The organism is Bacillus swezeyi (assembly GCF_030908325.1).
Taxonomy (GTDB): domain Bacteria; phylum Bacillota; class Bacilli; order Bacillales; family Bacillaceae; genus Bacillus; species Bacillus swezeyi.
Window position 1 is genome coordinate 2,647,291 of record NZ_CP133085.1, and the last position, 19,156, is coordinate 2,666,446.

The following is a 19,156-nucleotide window of genomic DNA, read 5'->3' on the forward strand; positions in this document are numbered from 1 at the left end:
AGAAATCGATGTTTAAAGTCATTTAAAAGGGGTATGTTAGCAGTAGAACCCTTATGTGATAAGCATTCTCAATATTTTTGAGTTGAAATGTCAGATTAACACCATTACAATAAGGAATGGGAATAGGTTTCATATCGGATAGATAGAGGGTTAAACCATTTGTTCCAACGAAGAACAATCTGGGAGGTTTTTTATTCATGCCAAAATATACAATTGTAGACAAAGATACGTGCATCGCGTGCGGAGCTTGTGGTGCAGCGGCTCCTGATATTTACGACTATGACGACGAAGGAATCGCGTTTGTCACCCTTGATGACAATCAAGGTGTCGTCGAAGTTCCTGACGTCTTGGAAGAAGATATGATGGACGCGTTTGAAGGCTGTCCTACCGATTCGATTAAAGTTGCGGATGAGCCGTTCGAAGGCGACCCGCTTAAACACGAATAGAGAAAAGAAAAATCCGGCACATCGTCTGCCGGATTTTTTTACGGGAAAAGCCCGGCGAGAAAACGCCGGGCTTTCTTACTCTTTATATTTGTTTGGCCATGCGTACATTTTCTTTCAGCCATGGCTTCAGCTGCAGAAAAATCGGTGTGGACACCAAAGCGACAGCAAAGCCTTTGATAATATTAAATGGCAAGATTCCTGCCAGAATCGTCGTTTTCAGCGCGCCTGCCGATAAAGCCGGAGCATTTAAAAACCAGGTGTAAGCAGGGAGAAACAAAACATAATTGAGAATGCTCATTGAAATGGCCATCACAATCGTCCCTGCAAAAAGAGCTGTGACAAATCCTTTGACAGAATTTGATTTTTTCAGCAATAAAGCGGCCGGCAGGATAAACAAGGTTCCGGCGACAAAGTTCGCCGTCTGGTCGATCGGAACACCTGAAGCGCTTCCCGCAATGAAATAATTGAGCACATTTTTAACCGCTTCAACGGCAATTCCGGCTCCTGGGCCATACAATATAACTGCAATCAATGCAGGAATGTCGCTGAAGTCGATCTTTAGATATGGAAATGCGCCTAAAATCGGAAAACTTAGCATCATTAAAATAAATGCAATACTGCTCAGCATACTGATGGAGACGAGACGTCTCACTTTAGTGTGTTTCATTGTGTCACTCTCTCCTTTTCGATCACATCTCACGAAAAGAGGAATGGTTCTTCTCCCGTCCTAAACAAAAAGCCCGCTTTTTTACAAAGCGGGGCAGTTTAGCAGACAGGTCAAATAAACGCTTGAAAAATGCGATTTCAAAACGCAAGGAACCTCCATCTTCTCCCATCCAGACTATACTGTCGGCTTCGGAATCGCACCGAATCCTGCCGCGAAAAGCGGCTCGCGGGCTTAGAGCACAGGCTCATCACCGCCGGTAGGGAATTTCACCCTGCCCCGAAGATTGATCTTATATATTTAGATTTTGATATCATTATAAATGAATTGTGAAGAAATGTACAGATTCAAGCTCAGCCTGGCAATTTCAGCCGTTTCATTAAGGCGTTTTCTGAAAGCGCGTTTTTTCTCAATGCCAAAAACCGCACATTCACAGTTTTTTCATTTTTAATTTTCGTCTTTTGCGCAAAACTCATTGACACCTTTTATGGAATATGGTAAATTATCAGATATTTATGACGTCTATTTAGGAGGAAATCTTACATGTTTCGAGTATTGGTCTCAGATAAAATGTCAAGCGATGGCCTAAAACCATTAATGGAAGCAGATTTTATTGAAATTATTCAAAAAAATGTAACAGAAGTAGAGGATGAACTGCATACGTTCGATGCTCTCTTGGTAAGAAGCGCCACAAAAGTGACGGAAGAACTGTTTAATAAGATGACCTCATTGAAGATTGTCGCCAGAGCAGGCGTTGGCGTAGACAACATTGATATTGACGAGGCGACAAAACACGGCGTGATTGTCGTAAATGCGCCAAACGGAAATACAATTTCAACAGCTGAGCATACATTCGCGATGTTCTCAGCGTTAATGAGGCATATTCCGCAGGCGAATATCTCAGTCAAGTCAAGGGAATGGAATCGTTCGGCTTATGTCGGTTCAGAGCTTTACGGCAAAACGCTGGGCATTGTCGGAATGGGCCGCATCGGAGGCGAAATTGCTAACCGAGCAAAAGCGTTTGGAATGACGGTGCACGTATTTGATCCATTCCTGACCCAAGAAAGAGCGAACAAACTGGGCGTCAACGTCAACAGCCTTGAAGAAGTCCTTGCATGCGCGGATATCATTACCGTTCATACTCCGCTGACAAAAGAAACGAAGGGGCTTTTGAACAAGGAAACGATTGCAAAGACAAAAAAAGGCGTACGTCTCGTCAACTGTGCAAGAGGCGGAATCATAGATGAAGCGGCACTTCTTGATGCGCTTGAAAGCGGACATGTCGCAGGTGCGGCACTGGACGTTTTTGAAGTTGAGCCTCCAGTGGACTCAAAACTGATCGATCACCCGCTGGTCATCGCGACTCCGCATTTAGGAGCTTCGACTAAAGAAGCCCAGCTGAATGTAGCTGCACAGGTTTCTGAAGAAGTCCTTCAGTACGCACAAGGGAATCCGGTGATGTCTGCGATCAACCTTCCGGCCATGACAAAGGACTCTTTCCAAAAAATCCAGCCTTATCATCAGTTTGCCAATACGATCGGAAATCTTGTATCACAGTGCATGAATGAACCGGTTAAAGATGTGGCCATCGGTTATGAAGGCTCCATCGCAAAACTTGAAACATCATTTATTACGAAAAGCCTGTTAGCCGGATTCCTGAAGCCCCGGGTTGCGGCTACAGTTAATGAAGTAAACGCTGGAACCGTTGCAAAAGAACGCGGCATCAGCTTCAGCGAAAAGATTTCTTCCAATGAATCAGGATATGAAAATTGCATTTCCGTTAAAGTAACCGGAGACGTAACAACATTTTCTTTACGGGCAACCTATATTCCTCACTTCGGCGGACGGATTGTCGCTTTAAACGGCTTTGATATCGATTTTTATCCGGCCGGACATCTTGTCTATATCCACCACCAGGATAAACCTGGCGTCATCGGGCATGTGGGTGCGATCCTCGGAGATCACGACGTCAATATTGCAACGATGCAGGTGGGCCGAAAAGAAAAGGGCGGCGAAGCGATCATGATGCTTTCGTTTGACCGTCACCTGGAAGACGACATTGTAAATGAACTGAAAAATATCGCTGATATCGTATCAGTTAAAGTGATCGATCTTCCATAGAAAGCCGGCGGAACTCGAAGGGAAACACTCTCCTTTCGGGTTCCGTTTTTTATGTACTTCTTTCAGGCGCTTCCCTGATCTTCAATGACTGCTGAGGATAGATCTGCTCCCCTTTCAGACCGTTCCATGCTTGAATATGCTGAACGGTCACACCCATTTTTTCAGCAATTTGATAAAGTGTATCTCCTTTTTGCACAATATAAGTGCCTCGCTTCGCCTGACCGTCATGAAGACGCAAGGTTTGCCCAATGTAAAGATGTGAATCCGCCAATCCGTTCAGATCCATTATTCTTCTTACCGATACTCCGCTCTCTTTGCTGATTTTCCATAAGGTGTCCCCTTTTTTGACAGTTACCGAACGGCCTGTCTCAGCCTCTCCTTTATGAACATGAACTGAGTTTTGCTGAAACGCCTGTTCACTAAAAACCGTCAGCGGATTAATCGCATTTCTTTTATTCTTTGTCCATGAGCCTTCATGCATTTCAAAATGCAGATGGGTTCCGGTCGATATTCCGGTATTGCCGATGACTCCGATTTCTTCGCCTTTTTTAACTCGGTCATTCTCCTTTTTCAGACGTTTGCTTAAATGAGCATATACGGTTTCGTATCCATTATCATGCTTGATAAAAATCACTTCGCCGTAAGAATCGGATCTATATGATTTACTGACCGTTCCATCGGCTGCTGCCATAACGCTCTCTCCTTCAGGTGCAGCGATATCGAGCCCTCTATGCCTGCCTCCTCTTGTGCCAAACTGATCTGTAATCTCCCCTTTAATCGGCTCGGTCCATTCTGCGGCTGCCGCCTTCGGCACGTTTATCATGAAGGCCGGCGCCGCCATCCATATGATCACTAACAGGAAGTGTAGATGTCTAAGCTGTCTCAAGTTTTCCATATCCTCCTATTACATGCATCTTTGGTAAAAATGTCTCCTTTATGGAGACAGCTTAGTATTCTTCCAAATCAATACATTTTATACATCAAAAAAGACTCCTGCCCGGAGTCTTTTCTTCATCCTTTTATCGTCATCGGGTTCGGTGCATATGGAACCTGTACAGATTTTGACAAGTCATAGCTTCCGACCTTGTTGGTATTTGCATTTTTAAATTTAACCTTTGTGAAACCAAAGTCTTTGGCTGTCAAGAGCAGACCTTCGACCATTAATATATCTGCGGTTTGATTTTGGATATCCGCTGCGGAAGAAAATCGAATGGTCAGCTCTTTACCTTTCGCCTGAACATCTTGAATCGGCATGTCGCCGGTCATAATAGATTTTAAATGAGAGCCGCTTTCTTCATTTCGCATATCTTTGATCGCTTCTTGTATGTTTTCGTACGATTCGGTTGACGGGGCGAGAAATGGCCTGCCGTCTGAACTTTCATATAAAAAATAGCCTCTTTGTGTCTCATGTATAATCGCCATATCTGCAAGCATTCCGAATGAATCAAAGTCAACATCCTGCTCGCCTTCTTTTGAGACAAAAAATACAGAGTCGTAGGAATCCCATTTAAAGGTTTGATTGATGACTTCCTTGAGCAGTTCGAAGTCCTCGACCGACAGTCCGGGAATTTTCTCATTGACTTGAATCTTCACTTTTTTGCTTATTTTCTCTTCGTTGAGTTCAACCTGCTGAAGATAAGTGGTGTTGAATGATGTGAACTGGCCGACACCCAGGTCTGTGTAGACGCTGAGCGCGTCTTCAATATCCGTTATGCTGCCGTTTTTCTGAAGGCTGACCGGCACAACGACGGACTTGGATTCGTCGAGAAATGCGAAGGTGATATAGTTGTCTTTTTGCTCGGGCGAGACGACAAAAGTACTTGCTGGTTCTGATCTAGCTGCATCAGCCATCTCCATGCTGCCGCTTTCCAGTTTGCCGTCTGAAGAAATATTCGCATCAGTGCCGTTTTGGGATCTGATTTGTTCGATTAATTGAGGAGTCATCAGCATCAGAAGAAAGAGCACCAAAACCGTCGCAGCAAATGCGCCCGCCCGCTTTTTAGGTGATTTACTTTTTGGTTTTGTGAGAATCAGCTTTTGATAGACCTGATTTGCCGAACGGTTATCCTTAACCGTTGGAAGTTGGCTTAGTAACGCCTTCAGCCGATCTTCGTTCCATTCTGACTTCTTCATTCTTTAGATCCTCCTTCAAAAGCTCCATCTGTTTGCGAAGCACTTTCAGACCGCGGTGCTGAGTGGTTTTCACCTTGCTTTCAGAAAAATGTAAGGCTTTGGCCGTCTCTGTGATGGAGTAGCCTTGAATGAACCGCAAAACAATGACCGATCTTTGGTCAAGCGTACATTTATCAAGCGCCTCAAAGATTTCTTTCAGGTCTTCATGCTGCATCACAATGTCCTCAGGCAGAGGCTCACGGTCTTTTACTTCTTGCTTCTCCCAGTCAAACGTCCCCAAAACCCGCTGGCGGATCGTCTGCTGTTTTCTGAACCAGTCGATTGCAACATGCCGTGCAATCGAAAGCAGCCAGGTTTTTTCGCTGCTTCTGCCTTCAAAAGTTTCATATGAATGCAGAACGCGGATATATACTTCCTGCACCAAGTCCTCTGCCTGGCTTTTATCTTTCACCATGTAAAATAAAAATTGAAATAAATCCTGATGATACCGATCATATATTTTCTGAAAGGTTTCTTCCACCTGAAACCCCTCCGTTCAATTTATTGTCGTTTGTCAATCGTAAAAAGTTACATTACAACTATTACAACTATATTACGGTTATATGAAAATTGGAAGAGAATTTTCCTAAAGTTAAGGTTAAATTTAACTTTACCCTAGCGTAAAAGCACCTGTTCATTTAGAACAGGTGCCAAAGCTTGCAGAGAAACCAAAGTTTCATTACAAGCTATGCCTGAATTAGGCTTTTGTTGCTCTCGCGGACAGCATTGTTGATCTTGACAAGCAAATAAAGTTAATACTCCTGAGATTGACTGATTTCCATCGTGCTATGATTTTAAATTCAATTGCCGGCGAAGCTTTTTTGACAGCTTCTGTCTCTTTTCGTCAGTCACAACATGGTACCATAAGCCATCAATTTTTTTATCTTCACCTTGAATTTCTATTTGTTTAACATCCTTAACAGCTTCCTTATAAGAACTTTGAATATCGATCATTTTGTCCAGTGTCAAGTTCGTTTTTACGTTTTTTTCTAATGCCGTTAAAATCTTTTGATAGTTTGTTAATGATTTTAATTGTGCACCTTCATGAATCATTTCGTTGATGATCTCACGCTGACGCTGTTGACGTCCAAAATCACCACGAGGATCGTCTTTTCTCATCCGAGCATATGTAAGAGCAGTCTTACCATCAAGATGTTGTTTCCCTTTTGATAGATGCACACCTTCAAGAGTGAAATCAATACGATTATTCACCGTGACTCCGCCAACCGCATCTACGATATCTTTAAACCCTTCCATATTTATTTTGATATAATAATTGATGGGAATGTTCAACAATTGTTCTACCGTTTGAACGGTACCTTCAATTCCGCCATAGGTGTATGCCGAATTCATTTTAGAAAAGGTGTTCTTTGATCGGATAAATACCCTGGTATCACGCGGAATACTTGTCATTGTGGTTTTTTTTGTCTTCGGATTAACAGTTATCACAATCATAGAATCCGGGCGGCCTTTATCACCGGGGCGCTCGTCTATCCCTAATAAAAGAATGGATATAGGATCGTGTGAAGCAGCTGTATTCTGCTGCTCGGAATCACGATGAAGAGGTTCGTACATGTTATTTATTGATTTTGCCACGTTACGGTAAATGCCGTAAGAAGCCAAACCGCCACTAGTTATCAATAGAACTAGAACCAGCAATAAAATATTTTTCATTTTTAATTTTCTTTTTCTCATTTTCACTATCCCTTCCTTGTCGATGCTGCTAATATTGCTTTCGCAGTCGAACTCGTTATATTTTCTGATTAGTTCCATCTAAAATGAAGCGGCTTCATCGAATCATTAACTTCTTTCATTTCATATCCGTTTTCTTGAAAGTATTTTAGTAATTTTTCCAAATGCGCCGCCGTCGTCGGTTTTTCATGCATTAATACGACAAGCGGTTCAACTTCGGTAAGGTTATTGACTTGCTGAATCACATTATTGACGAATTGACCATTTGTATTTGCAGACTTCCAGTCCTCTGAATCAACAGTCCAATCCCAAAGATTAAAATGCTCGCGCTTAATAACTTCTTGAAATGGACCGGTAATGTAAGGCTTTGATCCATAAGGCGATCTGATCAAATTTGTGTTGACGTTGGTCGTTTCTTTGATCGTTTTAAGCGTATCGTTCATTTCCGCTGCAAAGCTTTCGGGAGATTGATAGATTTTCGATACTTGGTGCGTCACACCGTGAGACCCGACGGAGTGACCGCTCTCCACCATTTTCTTCACGATATCCGGATTTTGATCGATATGAGGTTTTAACATAAAAAACGTTGCTTTTGCATGATATTGACTGAGCAAACTTAAGATTTTTTCTGAAGCAGTCGGATTTGGCCCGTCATCAAAAGTCAAATAGACGACCTTTCCGATTTCCGGCGATGTTTGCTTACTTTCCTTTTTCTCTGCTGTATGTTTGCCCGCCAACATCTGCTCTGAAGTGGTGGTGTTTCCTTTTATTGATTCCTGCTTTGAACCTGCAAGTGCATTCCAAGAAATGCATAACAAAGTTACACCCAGGACAATCAACATACCCAACACTATTTTTCCTAGTCCGTTCAATTTATGAACTTTTCTTGGTGAATTTGACACTTTTTCCAACTCCTCAACTGTAGATATCATCACTAGGTTTCTTTTAAACTCCTCACACAAAAATGACAATTTTTCAGTTTTGATGTTTAAAAACAAAGTTCTATAAGAAGGATGCTCTTTTAATATAAAGTGAAGATATCGCAGAAGTTCGACCAACTTGTAAACAAAATGTCACAAAAACAAGGAAAACATCATTTTTCGGGGATCGCAAACAGGGACTTATTACCCTGTAATTCATACTGTGATAGGAATAAACAGAAGAAAATCACGAGGTATAAGAAAAAACCTTATTTCGGTATTTAACTGAAATAAGGTTTTTTCGCCTAAAAATGAACGATCGGTTATTTAAATGCTATGATATAAGCTTGATTATCAAAAAATCGCGCTGAAGCACTCTCCATAGAAGAATGCTGGTTTTGAGCATTAACGAGCAGGCTGTTGCCATCCGGACTCCAATATATTTCTGTTTCTGACGGTATGGTGCCGTGATATACCGGTTCTTCATACAGGATATTTTTTCCTTGAAGCTTACCAGCATAAAGACTGTCCTTATCATACAAAGAGTAAGCGATTTTCTTTCGGTCATTTGAGAATGTGAAAGTGGCTACTTTTTCGAGCAGAGCAGAAAGCTCTCCGTTTCGGCAATCGTATTCGTACAGTGTTTCCCCGATACCCAGGAATACAAATTGATCATTGTTTAACCAAACAGGCTCGCCAAGGCTGCTCTGGCGCTTGTCCTGAATATTGATGTGATTGCCGCTAATGGTTCCCATCAAGATGCTTTCTTTCTGCCAGGATTTCTGTAACACGGTAAGCAGCAATCCGCGTCCATTCTCAGAGATGTTAACTCCCGTAAGCGAACCTTTCTCGGCAAAATCCTCCAATGGATACGTTTTGAGCGTTCCGGAATCTGTATCGAAAACATGAATGGTAGCGTGACCATCTTTCGCAGCATCTATGACTAGATAACATACGTATCTGCTATTATTTGACCATGAAACATCTTGGACATAGACCTCAGTGCTGGAGGTGAAGCTTGCGATTTCCGTTTTTTTCCCGTTTGCCAACGAGATCAGCTTCATTGATGCCTTATTTGATGACACGGTTACCCCTGCGATACTCTTTCCATTTGGAGACATCTTTAGGTTCGACGTATTGCTTTCAATCCCTTTCAGATTTTCAGCTTTTTCATAGGGGGAAGATAGACGCTGAAGACGGTGCGTAGCACGTTCAGGTGTCTCATCTCCCTTAAAAAAACCAACTACGGAGTCCGATGAAGACCATCCAAGCAACTGATCTGCTTTTGGGAGGCGATATATTGTCTTTACTTGAAAAGGGCGGTTCTTCTGAACATTCTCTTCCCTGCTTGGTATTATAATGGTTTCCGAGCGTTTTCCCACATTATAACTGAACACGATCATAACGAGGAACAACAGCGCCCCTGCCCATATCATAAACGGTTTGTTCTTCATCATTTCTCAACCTTTGCGTAAGCTAATTCAACGTGAATCACTGTATAGTTTTCCTTGTAGAACATCTCGATTGTTCCTCCGTGTTCGTCAACAATTGTTTTCACAATGCTTAATCCCAAACCTACACTTCCCTCTTCCTTGATCTTTTGGTTTACCGAATAAAAAGGCTGGAACATCTTAGAATGTTGGGTATTTGCAAATGGAGCACTCGGATTCTTGAACGTAAAAAGAACTTTTTCTCCAACGATCCCGGCCTTAATGTTGATTTCCGAATGAGATAAGCTGTATTTGATCGTATTGTCAAGCAGATTGATAAAAAGTTGGCGCAGCCGGTTCACCTGACCGTGAACGTACAGGTCTTCTTCAATCTCACAGGTGATCCTTTTCTTATACCGTTCTGCCCGAAACTTCATCGATTCGCATACATCTTTTAAAATTTCTCCTGCGTCGATCCTGTCAAATTGATCATCCTTGGACGTTTCCCGGGATACTTCAAGAAGTTTGATCACCAAATTGTGCAGGCGTCGACTTTCTTCAACAATGTGATTCATTCCTTTATCAAAAAATGTCTGATCCGATTCCCCTTTTTCTTTGATGATTTCAGCATATCCTTGAATGGAAGTCAGAGGTGTTTTTAGCTCATGCGTCATATTGTCAAAAAATCGTTTTTCTTGTTCGTTAAGTTCCTTTAACCGATCCCGATCACTTTCGATGGTTGAAATTTGATCTCTAATTCTGTGAATCATATCATTGAAATTGACGGCAAGCTGACCGATCTCATCTTTTCTGCGAAAGTGGATCTCCACATCCAACTCGCCCTTTTTGACTTGTGAGGAGGCCTCTGTCAGCTTGATGAGCGGAATCGTGATATGTCTGGAGAGTATATAGGAGAAGAGGAACGCCGCCACAAATATGGCAAGTGCGATATAAAACACAATATCCAGAATCTCACCGCTTTGCTGATATAGCAGGTTAAAATCTTTAGAAAAACGTAATATGCCCACTTTTGTACCTTCAATGACAACTGGATATGAGAAAAACACCTCTGCCTTATTTCTATCATAGGTGATATGATAGGCAGTCTTTCCTTTGATAGCCTGTTTAAGATCATCGTCACTCCCTCCGGAAAACACCTTCTTATCAGAAGAAGACAGCAAAGCGCCATCCACGGTATAAACACTTACATTGCTTCCTGTGGAGTGATTTAAATTATCTACCATTTCATCGGCCATATCGCCGAAATAAAGCTCATTGTTTTTATAATGATTGATTAAAAATGCTTGGTTTACATACACGATACTGTTTTTTTTCAGTTCGTCTAAATCCGAGGTCACAATTTTTTCATTACTCGACCAAATGATGTTCTTTACCGTGTGATTGAGCACAAGGAAAGAGAGAGAAAAAATCAGAAAAAAGCCAACGATAAATTTACCCTTGATGGTTCGTAACACTCTCTACTCCTCCTGCTTCTCGAATTTATATCCGATACCAAAAACCGTTGTAATCAAATCGCTTGCATCAAGCTTTTTACGGAGTCTTTGAATATGGGTATCAACTGTACGGGTGTCACCGAAAAAATCGTATCCCCAGATGAATTCCAAAAGCTCTGAACGCGTAAAGATTTTCCCCCGATGGTCAATCAAAGTCATAAGGAGATCAAATTCTTTAGGAGTCAATTCGACGGTCATCCCATCTTTTTTTACCAGCCTTTCACCTGGAACAATCACAATATTTTTAAACCGGATAACATCCTCCTTTGCCGGTCCCCGCTCGTTCAAATGATGAGCTTGTTCCAGACGCCGAAGTATCGTGCGAATTCTAGCCACAACTTCGCGCAGATCAAATGGCTTTGTAATATAATCATCCGCCCCGAATTCCAATCCAAGTACTTTATCAGTGATATCTGACTTTGCTGTGATCATAAATATAGGAATATTATAGATCTCGGTCACCTTTTTACAAATATCCAATCCGCTGCAATCCGGCAGCATCCAATCAAGCAGCAGAAGATCGGGTTTGAATTGATCTAATTTACTCATTCCCAGAGCCCCGCTAGTCACAGTACATGTTTGAAAACCTTCCGCCGTAAGCCCGTATGAAAGCAAATCAGCAATTGGTTCATCATCTTCAATAATAAGTATTTTGGTTTTAGCCATAAAAAAATCACTCATTCCCTATTTCATGCTTATATTTATCTCGATACCTCTTCGGTTTCCCACTGTGGATTTGCTATAGAGACTATTCATAAATTCAGGTCACACAACACCCAACCTGCACGACCATAGTCTTTCGTTTGATGGCTTTCAAGCGATTCATTCACTCTCGTAAAATAAGGAAAGCAACTTTTTCATCAATAAGGGCATGGCTACCAAACGAGAAATTAGAATTCACATCGCATCATCACTTTAAAGACTATCACCGCTTAAAGGTTTAGAAACCCTAGTACCTTCTATAGCTTACCAGAATGAGAACAACCATTTCCATATCGCAGTTTTCACTATGATAAATTGCCGCGGTGACCCAACAGGCGTAAGTTTGCTGAACAATTCTCCATACATTTCCCCTTGATCTTTGAAGTTCATCCGATTCAATATCTTTTTTGAAAATTGACATCGTACTTCCCTGTTTCAACTCTTTTAACGGCAATTTAGGTCTAAACGTTTCAGGGGACAGCAAAATATTACAAATTGGTTGCATTTGCTCAAATGACTGAGCACCTGTTCTAAATGAACAGGTGCTCTCTGTTTCTTATGGAACAATATTCTTCGTCAAATTTGGCCAGCATCTTGCTTTTTTCTTGGAATATAGAACGTAAAGGTCGTCCCCTCATTCAATCTGCTGTGGACCGTAATCGAACCGTTATGCGCATCGACTATGTTTTTGACGATGGCAAGTCCGAGGCCTGTTCCGCCTTTCCCTCTAGTTCTTGCTTTGTCGGCTTTGTAAAAACGTTCAAAGATAAATGGAAGGTCTTCTTCCGGTATTCCGCTTCCAGAGTCTTTTACAGCGGCCTTCAATCCGCTTTCGGCAGACTGCACTTCAATATGAACGGTGCCTTTTGCATTTGTATGACGGATCGCGTTGTCAATCAGGTTGGTCAGAACCTGCTCCATCTTGTCGGGGTCAAACACAAATTGTGCTTCCTTTAGATCGAGGTTGTGCGAGAGTGTGATGTCTTTGTCTCCCGCCACTCCATAAAACTTTCTGAATACCCTTTCGAAAAATTCACGGAGCTCCACTGTTTCAACGTTTAAGGAAATATGACCGGCTTCCATTCTGGCAAGGTCGAGCAAATCGTTCACCAATCTGCCCATTCTTAATGATTCATCATAAATCACCTGGGCGATCTCCTTTTTTTCTTCCTCTGTGCTTGCGATATCGTCTATGATGGCTTCGCTGTATCCTTGGAGCATTGAAATCGGCGTTCTCAGCTCATGGCTGACATTCGCGATAAAATCTTTTCTCAGCTTATCGAGCCGCCTTTCTTCCGTCATATCCCTCAAGACGGCGACCGCTCCGCGAACGTGTGACTGATTGTAAAGAGGGCTCATCAAGAGCACCCAGGTTCTGCCCTGCAAAGTCATTTCAATTATCTGTTCTTTCTCTGTGCTGACAGTGTTTTGAAAAAGCTCCCTCGCTTCAGGCGGCAGTTCATTTCCCTCTTTTACATTCATGTTCTGCTCATAATACCACGCCTGTAAAAAACGTTCGGCAGGAGGGTTTGTCACAAGAATCGTGCCATCGATATTGATGGTGATGACACCGTCCGCCATACTGCTTAAAATATTTGATAAATGCTCTTTTTCCTGATTCAAAGCCGTAATATGAAACTTCAGCTGACGTCCCATTTGGTTGAAAGCAATCGCAAGCTCCCCGATCTCATCCTGGGTTAAAATCGGAATTTTCGTATCAAACTTTCCTTTCGCCAAATCTTGTGCCCCCTCCCGCATTTTTCTGAGCGGGTAGGTGATCCGGCTTGACAGGAAGAAAGCGAAGATCGTCGTTAAGACAATAGCGATGGCCGCAGCAAAGAGGATATACCTCGTCGTGTGCTGTGTCGTATCCTTGACGGCAAGAAGCGATTGGGAAATAAACACCATCCCCTTATCTTCGCCCTTTCCGTAAGGAACCCCGACAATCAGCTGATCGTTTTTTTGGTTTTTCAGAGCCGTCCTCTTTTGCACCTTTTCATGATTGGCCAGCGCTTCGTTCAAATCCGAATCCTGTTTGATTTCTTCTAAGGTGATGGAAGACAGCTTTTGATTCTGGTGCGGCGAATACCAGTATTCGTCGTCATTTTTAATAATGGCCATGGTCGTCAGCTCATCCGCAAGCTCCCATGTGATCGACCTGGCCACTTCCTGATCTTTGTGGTTTTCCACAATGACGGCCACTTTGTCGGCGAGCTTTGTCAAATCAGCCTCCGCTTCATCAACATGATAGTTTTCAATGAATTCAAGCAGGAAAACAGTCAGAATAAATAAAACAAATGAAACTAAGAGAAGAATGGTAAACCATAGTTTACCAACGACGCTCTTCCAAAACTTCATTCGTTTCCAACCTCAAATTTGTAACCGACACCCCAGACTGTTACGATTTTTTTCGCCGCTTTCGGAGAGACCTTGTTCAGTTTTTCACGTAAACGTTTGACATGAGTGTCGACCGTTCTTAAATCCCCGAAAAACTCGTATTGCCAAACTTCCTTGAGCAGCTTTTCGCGATCGTATACTTTATCAGGGGTTTTAGCCAAAAAGTAAAGAAGTTCGTATTCTTTCGGCGTCAGGCTGACCTCAGTTCCGTCTGCCATGACTCTGTGGGCATCATGATCAATTGATAAATGAGAAAAAACAAGGACGTTCTTTGCCGTTGTATCTGTATTCAAGTAAGAGGTTTGCGATGACCTTCTTAAGAGCGCCTTAACCCTCAGCACCACTTCCCTTGGACTGAAAGGCTTTACAATGTAGTCGTCTGTACCGACTTCAAATCCCTGCACCCGGTTCGCTTCTTCTCCTTTTGCCGTCAGCATAATGATCGGAGTGGCTTTTTTATCTCTTACTTGGCGGCACACTTCAACACCGTCCGTTCCCGGCATCATCAAATCAAGAAGGATCAAATCATAGTGATTGCCAAGAGCTTTATCAATGGCTTCATCTCCGTTCTCGGCTTCTTCAATCAAATAATTCTCTCTTTCAAGATACATTTTCAATAGACGTCTGATTCTTGCCTCATCATCTACTACTAATATTTTTGTCTCTTTTGTCTGTTCCATCGTAAACCTCCTGAATTGAATCTTCTTACATTCATTTTATTAGAAAAATTATCGTAATCCAAGCTGAGATTTCCCTTTCCGTTATTTAACATCTGAAAATCCGGAAGGCTCAGGAATCCGCCCTGAACCTTCCTTCCCAGGGGATCACGCATAGGAATGAAGCCCTGCGATCACAAGGTTTACAAAAATGAGATTGAACATAATAATGGCAAAGCCGATGACAGCAAGCCATGCCGATTTTTCACCGTGCCAGCCTCGTGAAAGCCTGAGATGCAGGTAGGCGGCGTAAAATAAAAAGGTAATCAGCGCCCATACTTCTTTCGGGTCCCAGCCCCAGAACCTCGTCCAGGCGAGCTGCGCCCAAATCATCGCAAAGATAAGCGCGCCCAGCGTGAATACCGGAAAGCCGATGGAAACAGAACGGTAGCCTATTTCATCGACAAGGTCGAGATTCACGTTTTTCACCAGCGGCTGCAACAGGGCGCTGACTCGCTTTCTGATGATCAATCTGATCATGCCGTAAAGCAAGACTCCGACAGCGAACGACCAAAGCACGGTATTTAATTTCCGGCCGGAAAAAACAGGCGGCACATTGAATAGCGGCTCCATTTTTCCCTCTGTCAAAAGTTCTCCTTTGTTCGGCCCGATGAGTGCGGGAAGCTCGTAAATCATGACATCTTCCTGGTCGTTTTTATCGATCCACTTGAACTGCGCCTCATAGCCGCCGATTCTGAACGCGGTGGTCACGAGAATAAAGGCAAGTGTTGTCACGAGCATAAACATGACAAATTCAAGCCAAAACGTTTTTTTGCCCGGTTTTGATTGATCCACATGCTTGAGCAGAAAGATAACCCCGGTGACAAAACTGATGGCGAGTATCGCCTGGCCGAGCGCTGCCGTTGTCACATGAATATACAGCCAGTTGCTTTGCAGCGATGGAATCAATGGTGAAATGTCGGTCGGAAACATGCTGGCATACGCGATTAAAAGCAGTACAACAGGCAGTGTAAACAGCCCCAGCGCGGACAGTTTGTAAATGAAATAGATGATGATGAACGCAAAAACGAGCATCATGCTGAATGCCGTTGTAAATTCAAAGAGATTGCTGACCGGAGCATGCCCTGATGCAATCCATCTCGCAATAAAGTATCCAATCTGGCAAACAAACCCGCAGACCGTGATCAAAACGGCGATCGACGCCCACCTGTTTTTCTTTTTGCGGTCTGAAACCCTGCCTCTGATTGAGCCGCCAAAAAAGAAAACCGCTGCGAGATACAAAAGAAATGCCGCGTACAATAAATTGCCGCTAAGCTCTGCCATGAAAACCCCTCCCTGTGATGGCGCTTATTTTTTTTCCTTCAACAGTTCTTTTTGATCGGCCGGTTCGGATATTCCCGTGTCCGCCAGTACTGTCTGCAAGTCTTTTTTCAGTCCATACCAGTTTTTGTTCGTATGCCCGGCAGCGAGCACATGACCGTCTTGAGACCTGAGCCAAATCCTTCTATGGTGCCAATACATTCCTTGGATGACCCCGATCATAAAAATGGCGCCGCCGACCATGAGCACCCACAACGTCAAATCTTTTCTGACTGTAAGCCCTGAGATGTTCTTCGTTTCAACATGATCAAACTTCATTTTGTACTTGTTGTTATCAGAGCCTTCTATCGTCTCCTGAATCGCCACAAAGCTTTTTTCCCCTTTAGGCTTGTCAGGTGCTGTTATCTGAAAAACAAAGGCCGGATTGTTTGGATTTCTCGTTTTCGTGCTCGGCTCTCCATCTTGATTAAAATAAAAATCCGGCAGGTAGCTTGCAAGATGAACCTTGTAACCGTTGCCAAGATCATAGTCCGATTTCGGCTCCAAAAGGTCGATCGACACCTTGCCGAACGATTTGCCGCCGTCTTTTTCGATCAGCTGAAACACCATCTTGTCGAGCTCGCCTTCCTTGTAACTCACCTGATAGAGCGTAAAGGAATTGAATTTCAGCGGATCATTGACTTTGATCGTGCTGTTTTCCACTTTCTTTAATTCAGGCGCTTCGCCGGGCAGGCTGTTGTTTTTTCTTTCATAAAGTTCAACATCTGTCTGAAACATTTTCGCAACCATTCCATCACCGGCTTTGTTGATGGCCTCTGAAAATACTTCTTTTTCATTTTCACTGTTATACATGTCCTTCTTGAACCGGTTGTTTTTCAAGTAGTAATGCCCGTCCGTCCCCGGAATGGGCGCGGTTTCCCCTTCCCTGATCCAAAGGGTTTCATCAACATACATACCCGGAACAAACCGGAGCATGACGCCGATCAGGAATATAATCAGCCCGATATGATTAACATAAGGGCCCCACCTCGAAAAACGGCCTTTTTCAGCAAACAGATGGCCGTTTTCTTCTTTTACGCGGTAGCGCTTTTTTTTCAGCCTTGCGATGATTTGTGTTCTGATGCCTTCAGGCATTTCCGTTTCCGTCCGGCTGAACAACCTCTGCCTCTCCAGAAAGTTCGGATTTCGGGTGACGCCCTGATTTTTCAGCGCCCTGTACAGCGGAACGACCCGGTCAAGGCTGCAAATCACCAGCGAGGCGCCGATTGAAGCAACCAGAATAATAAACCACCATGAACCGTAGAGATTGTGAAATCCAAGAGTATAATAGATTTGGCCCATCAGTCCGTATTGTTCTTTGTAATATGTATCAGCCTGCGCGCCCGGCGGCAGAAACATTTCCTGCGGAAAAATCGTGCCGAAAGCAGATGCTGTCAGCGTAATCACGATCAGCCAGACGCCGACCTTGACAGACGAGAAAAAGTTCCAGATTTTATCTATAATCGTTTTATTGTATGTTTGAGAGCGTCTTGCGCTTCCGTCATATCGCATATCAAGGAGTTTGGCGTCCTGTTTTTGCAGCGGCTTTCCGCAAGATTCGCACAGAACGGTTCCCGCCGGATTCGCATGTCCGCATTCGCATTTGATTTCTTTCATCATGACGACCCCTCAGGCTTGATCATCTTCATATAATCATGGATCATACGCTCCGTCATTGTCCCTGTAATCACTTTCACGATCTCGCCTTCTGAATTAATCAAAAACGTTGTCGGAAGCTGTATGGTATCATACGCATCCAGCACCTGCCTGTCTTTATCAAGCACCACCGGAAAATTGACGCCGTGCGCCTTCATAAAGTTGCGAACAGCGAGGTTTGATTCCCCGACATTGACAGCGACGATTTCAACTCCTTGATCCTTAAACTCCTTATATTGATTCGCCATATAAGGAAATTCCTTTTTGCATGGCTCACACCATGTCCCCCAAAAGTTTAAAAATACCCCTTTGCCTTTTAGTTCGTCCAGCTTGAGACGGTTTCCGTCAACATCCTCAAGCGAAAAATTGGGAGCTTTCTCTCCCACCGCTGCGCTTTCTGTGTTTTGAAATACTGCGCTGTAAAGCGTATAGCCAAGCGCCGCCAGCAAAACAAGGAGAATGCCTGTCCGAATGTAAAAACGCTTTTTCTTCATATTCCGCCCCCTCATTTAGACACTCAGTATTATTATAGCATCTTGAGAACAGCAGCCATTTTTCTTTTTTTGAAGGTTGTGTGAAAATTTAGAAAGCATGTTTGCCGTGTTCTGCCATAGCTCTGAGCCTTTTCACTTCATGCGGCGTCAGCTCTCTCTTTTCTCCCGTTTTCAGCCCCCCTAGGTTCAAAAAAGCATACTCTTCCCTTTTCAGTTTCAGCACTTCATGGCCGATCGCTTCAAACATTCTCCGCACTTGGCGGTTGCGTCCTTCATGAATGGTCATTTGCACGATGCTCGTTTGCTTTTTCTTATCCAGCGAGAGCAGTTTCACTTTTGCCGGAGCTGTTTTTCCTTCCTCAAGATGCAGGCCCCGCTCCAGTTTTTTTAAGCTTTCTTTTGCAGGAATGCCTTTTAGCTTTGCCACATACCTTTTGTCAATCTGATATTTCGGGTGCATCAGCTTATTGGCAAAATCCCCGTCATTCGTTAAAAGAAGCAGTCCGCTCGTATCATAGTCGAGCCGTCCGATCGGATAAATCCGCTGCGGAATCTCTTTAAAAAAGTCTGTGACCACTTTACGGCCTTTATCATCTTTTACTGCGGAAATCACGCCTCTCGGCTTATAAAGAAGAAAATAAACAGGTTCCTCGCTTTCAAGCTGGATTCCGTTTACTTCAATCCGGTCTGAGCTCGCCACTTTGACGCCCAGCTCTCTGACTGTTTTGCCATTGACCGTGACTTTTCCTTCTTTTATCAGCTCTTCCGCCTTTCTTCTCGATGCAATCCCTGCGTGGGCGATCACTTTTTGAAGTCGTTCCATTTCTTTCACCTCATGTATTATCTTACTTTTTTCCAAACCAACAAACAAGCATTCATACGGCCTGTATGTTTGAAAAGCAGAACTCCGCC

The 19,156-nt window shown here is 43.3% G+C and carries 17 protein-coding genes and 1 riboswitch; of the genes, 2 read left to right on the forward strand and 15 right to left on the reverse strand.

Annotation, left to right across the window (positions count from 1 at the left end; all coding sequences use genetic code 11):
- Nucleotides 1-197 precede the first annotated feature (197 nt).
- Nucleotides 198-446 carry a ferredoxin gene (locus RBH91_RS13085; RefSeq protein WP_003183064.1) on the forward strand — a complete coding sequence of 83 codons (249 nt, stop codon included), beginning with the start codon at nt 198-200 and terminating at the stop codon, nt 444-446.
- Between the two features lie 82 nt (nt 447-528).
- Here the strand turns inward: RBH91_RS13085 and RBH91_RS13090 are convergent, their stop codons facing one another.
- Complete coding sequence (locus tag RBH91_RS13090) at nt 529-1,113, reverse strand: ECF transporter S component (protein WP_076758781.1); 585 nt, start codon at nt 1,111-1,113, stop codon at nt 529-531.
- Between the two features lie 153 nt (nt 1,114-1,266).
- A riboswitch (FMN riboswitch) is annotated at nt 1,267-1,401 on the reverse strand.
- 252 nt (nt 1,402-1,653) lie between these two features.
- Here RBH91_RS13090 and serA point away from each other — a divergent pair.
- Nucleotides 1,654-3,231, forward strand: coding sequence for a phosphoglycerate dehydrogenase (gene serA, locus RBH91_RS13095; RefSeq protein WP_307891874.1), 1,578 nt, complete (start codon nt 1,654-1,656; stop codon nt 3,229-3,231).
- Nucleotides 3,232-3,280: 49 nt separating this feature from the next.
- Here serA and RBH91_RS13100 read toward each other — a convergent pair whose 3' ends face one another.
- From RBH91_RS13100 to rluB, 14 genes are all read right to left on the reverse strand, one after another.
- Nucleotides 3,281-4,117 (reverse strand): M23 family metallopeptidase, encoded by an 837-nt coding sequence (locus tag RBH91_RS13100; protein ID WP_307891875.1) that lies wholly within the window; start codon nt 4,115-4,117, stop codon nt 3,281-3,283.
- A 125-nt stretch (nt 4,118-4,242) separates the two neighbouring features.
- Complete coding sequence (locus RBH91_RS13105) at nt 4,243-5,364, reverse strand: RsiX protein (RefSeq protein WP_307891876.1); 1,122 nt, start codon at nt 5,362-5,364, stop codon at nt 4,243-4,245.
- Nucleotides 5,300-5,884, reverse strand: a complete 585-nt coding sequence (gene sigX, locus RBH91_RS13110; protein WP_076758772.1) for an RNA polymerase sigma factor SigX — start codon at nt 5,882-5,884, stop codon at nt 5,300-5,302. The genes RBH91_RS13105 and sigX overlap by 65 nt, the downstream gene beginning before the upstream one ends.
- A gap of 305 nt (nt 5,885-6,189) precedes the next feature.
- Nucleotides 6,190-7,107 (reverse strand): LCP family glycopolymer transferase, encoded by a 918-nt coding sequence (locus RBH91_RS13115; protein ID WP_404802514.1) that lies wholly within the window; start codon nt 7,105-7,107, stop codon nt 6,190-6,192.
- A 59-nt stretch (nt 7,108-7,166) separates the two neighbouring features.
- The gene (locus RBH91_RS13120) at nt 7,167-7,997 is read right to left on the reverse strand and encodes a polysaccharide deacetylase family protein (RefSeq protein WP_076758769.1); all 831 of its coding nucleotides are present in this window, start codon (nt 7,995-7,997) and stop codon (nt 7,167-7,169) included.
- A gap of 341 nt (nt 7,998-8,338) precedes the next feature.
- A complete protein-coding gene (locus RBH91_RS13125) occupies nt 8,339-9,472 on the reverse strand; it encodes a WD40 repeat domain-containing protein (RefSeq protein ID WP_307891877.1) in 1,134 nt (377 codons plus the stop codon).
- Nucleotides 9,469-10,920 carry a HAMP domain-containing sensor histidine kinase gene (locus RBH91_RS13130; RefSeq protein WP_307891878.1) on the reverse strand — a complete coding sequence of 484 codons (1,452 nt, stop codon included), beginning with the start codon at nt 10,918-10,920 and terminating at the stop codon, nt 9,469-9,471. The genes RBH91_RS13125 and RBH91_RS13130 overlap by 4 nt, the downstream gene beginning before the upstream one ends.
- Nucleotides 10,921-10,923: 3 nt before the next feature.
- Complete coding sequence (locus RBH91_RS13135) at nt 10,924-11,625, reverse strand: winged helix-turn-helix domain-containing protein (protein ID WP_307891879.1); 702 nt, start codon at nt 11,623-11,625, stop codon at nt 10,924-10,926.
- Nucleotides 11,626-12,237: 612 nt separating this feature from the next.
- Complete coding sequence (locus RBH91_RS13140) at nt 12,238-14,019, reverse strand: ATP-binding protein (RefSeq protein ID WP_307891880.1); 1,782 nt, start codon at nt 14,017-14,019, stop codon at nt 12,238-12,240.
- Entirely contained in the window at nt 14,016-14,738 is a 723-nt protein-coding gene (locus RBH91_RS13145) for a response regulator transcription factor (RefSeq protein ID WP_076758757.1), read from the reverse strand. The genes RBH91_RS13140 and RBH91_RS13145 overlap by 4 nt, the downstream gene beginning before the upstream one ends.
- Before the next feature lie 144 nt (nt 14,739-14,882).
- Complete coding sequence (gene ccsB, locus RBH91_RS13150; protein ID WP_076758754.1) at nt 14,883-16,058, reverse strand: c-type cytochrome biogenesis protein CcsB; 1,176 nt, start codon at nt 16,056-16,058, stop codon at nt 14,883-14,885.
- Nucleotides 16,059-16,082: 24 nt separating this feature from the next.
- The gene (gene resB / locus RBH91_RS13155; RefSeq protein ID WP_307891881.1) at nt 16,083-17,711 is read right to left on the reverse strand and encodes a cytochrome c biogenesis protein ResB; all 1,629 of its coding nucleotides are present in this window, start codon (nt 17,709-17,711) and stop codon (nt 16,083-16,085) included.
- Entirely contained in the window at nt 17,711-18,244 is a 534-nt protein-coding gene (gene resA / locus RBH91_RS13160; protein ID WP_076758749.1) for a thiol-disulfide oxidoreductase ResA, read from the reverse strand. Before resA ends, resB begins: the two co-directional genes overlap by 1 nt.
- 88 nt (nt 18,245-18,332) lie before the next feature.
- Nucleotides 18,333-19,067 carry a 23S rRNA pseudouridine(2605) synthase RluB gene (gene rluB / locus RBH91_RS13165; protein ID WP_076758746.1) on the reverse strand — a complete coding sequence of 245 codons (735 nt, stop codon included), beginning with the start codon at nt 19,065-19,067 and terminating at the stop codon, nt 18,333-18,335.
- Nucleotides 19,068-19,156: the final 89 nt, after the last annotated feature.

What these genes read in the sequence shown, in the direction of transcription:
- resA (WP_076758749.1), bottom strand. Translation starts at nt 18,244, where the DNA reads ATGAAGAAAAAGCGTTTTTACATTCGGACAGGCATTCTCCTTGTTTTG.
- RBH91_RS13085 (WP_003183064.1), top strand. Translation starts at nt 198, where the DNA reads ATGCCAAAATATACAATTGTAGACAAAGATACGTGCATCGCGTGCGGA.
- rluB (WP_076758746.1), bottom strand. Translation starts at nt 19,067, where the DNA reads ATGGAACGACTTCAAAAAGTGATCGCCCACGCAGGGATTGCATCGAGA.
- serA (WP_307891874.1), top strand. Translation starts at nt 1,654, where the DNA reads ATGTTTCGAGTATTGGTCTCAGATAAAATGTCAAGCGATGGCCTAAAA.
- RBH91_RS13125 (WP_307891877.1), bottom strand. Translation starts at nt 9,472, where the DNA reads ATGATGAAGAACAAACCGTTTATGATATGGGCAGGGGCGCTGTTGTTC.
- RBH91_RS13090 (WP_076758781.1), bottom strand. Translation starts at nt 1,113, where the DNA reads ATGAAACACACTAAAGTGAGACGTCTCGTCTCCATCAGTATGCTGAGC.
- RBH91_RS13105 (WP_307891876.1), bottom strand. Translation starts at nt 5,364, where the DNA reads ATGAAGAAGTCAGAATGGAACGAAGATCGGCTGAAGGCGTTACTAAGC.
- ccsB (WP_076758754.1), bottom strand. Translation starts at nt 16,058, where the DNA reads ATGGCAGAGCTTAGCGGCAATTTATTGTACGCGGCATTTCTTTTGTAT.
- RBH91_RS13135 (WP_307891879.1), bottom strand. Translation starts at nt 11,625, where the DNA reads ATGGCTAAAACCAAAATACTTATTATTGAAGATGATGAACCAATTGCT.
- RBH91_RS13145 (WP_076758757.1), bottom strand. Translation starts at nt 14,738, where the DNA reads ATGGAACAGACAAAAGAGACAAAAATATTAGTAGTAGATGATGAGGCA.
- resB (WP_307891881.1), bottom strand. Translation starts at nt 17,711, where the DNA reads ATGAAAGAAATCAAATGCGAATGCGGACATGCGAATCCGGCGGGAACC.
- RBH91_RS13140 (WP_307891880.1), bottom strand. Translation starts at nt 14,019, where the DNA reads ATGAAGTTTTGGAAGAGCGTCGTTGGTAAACTATGGTTTACCATTCTT.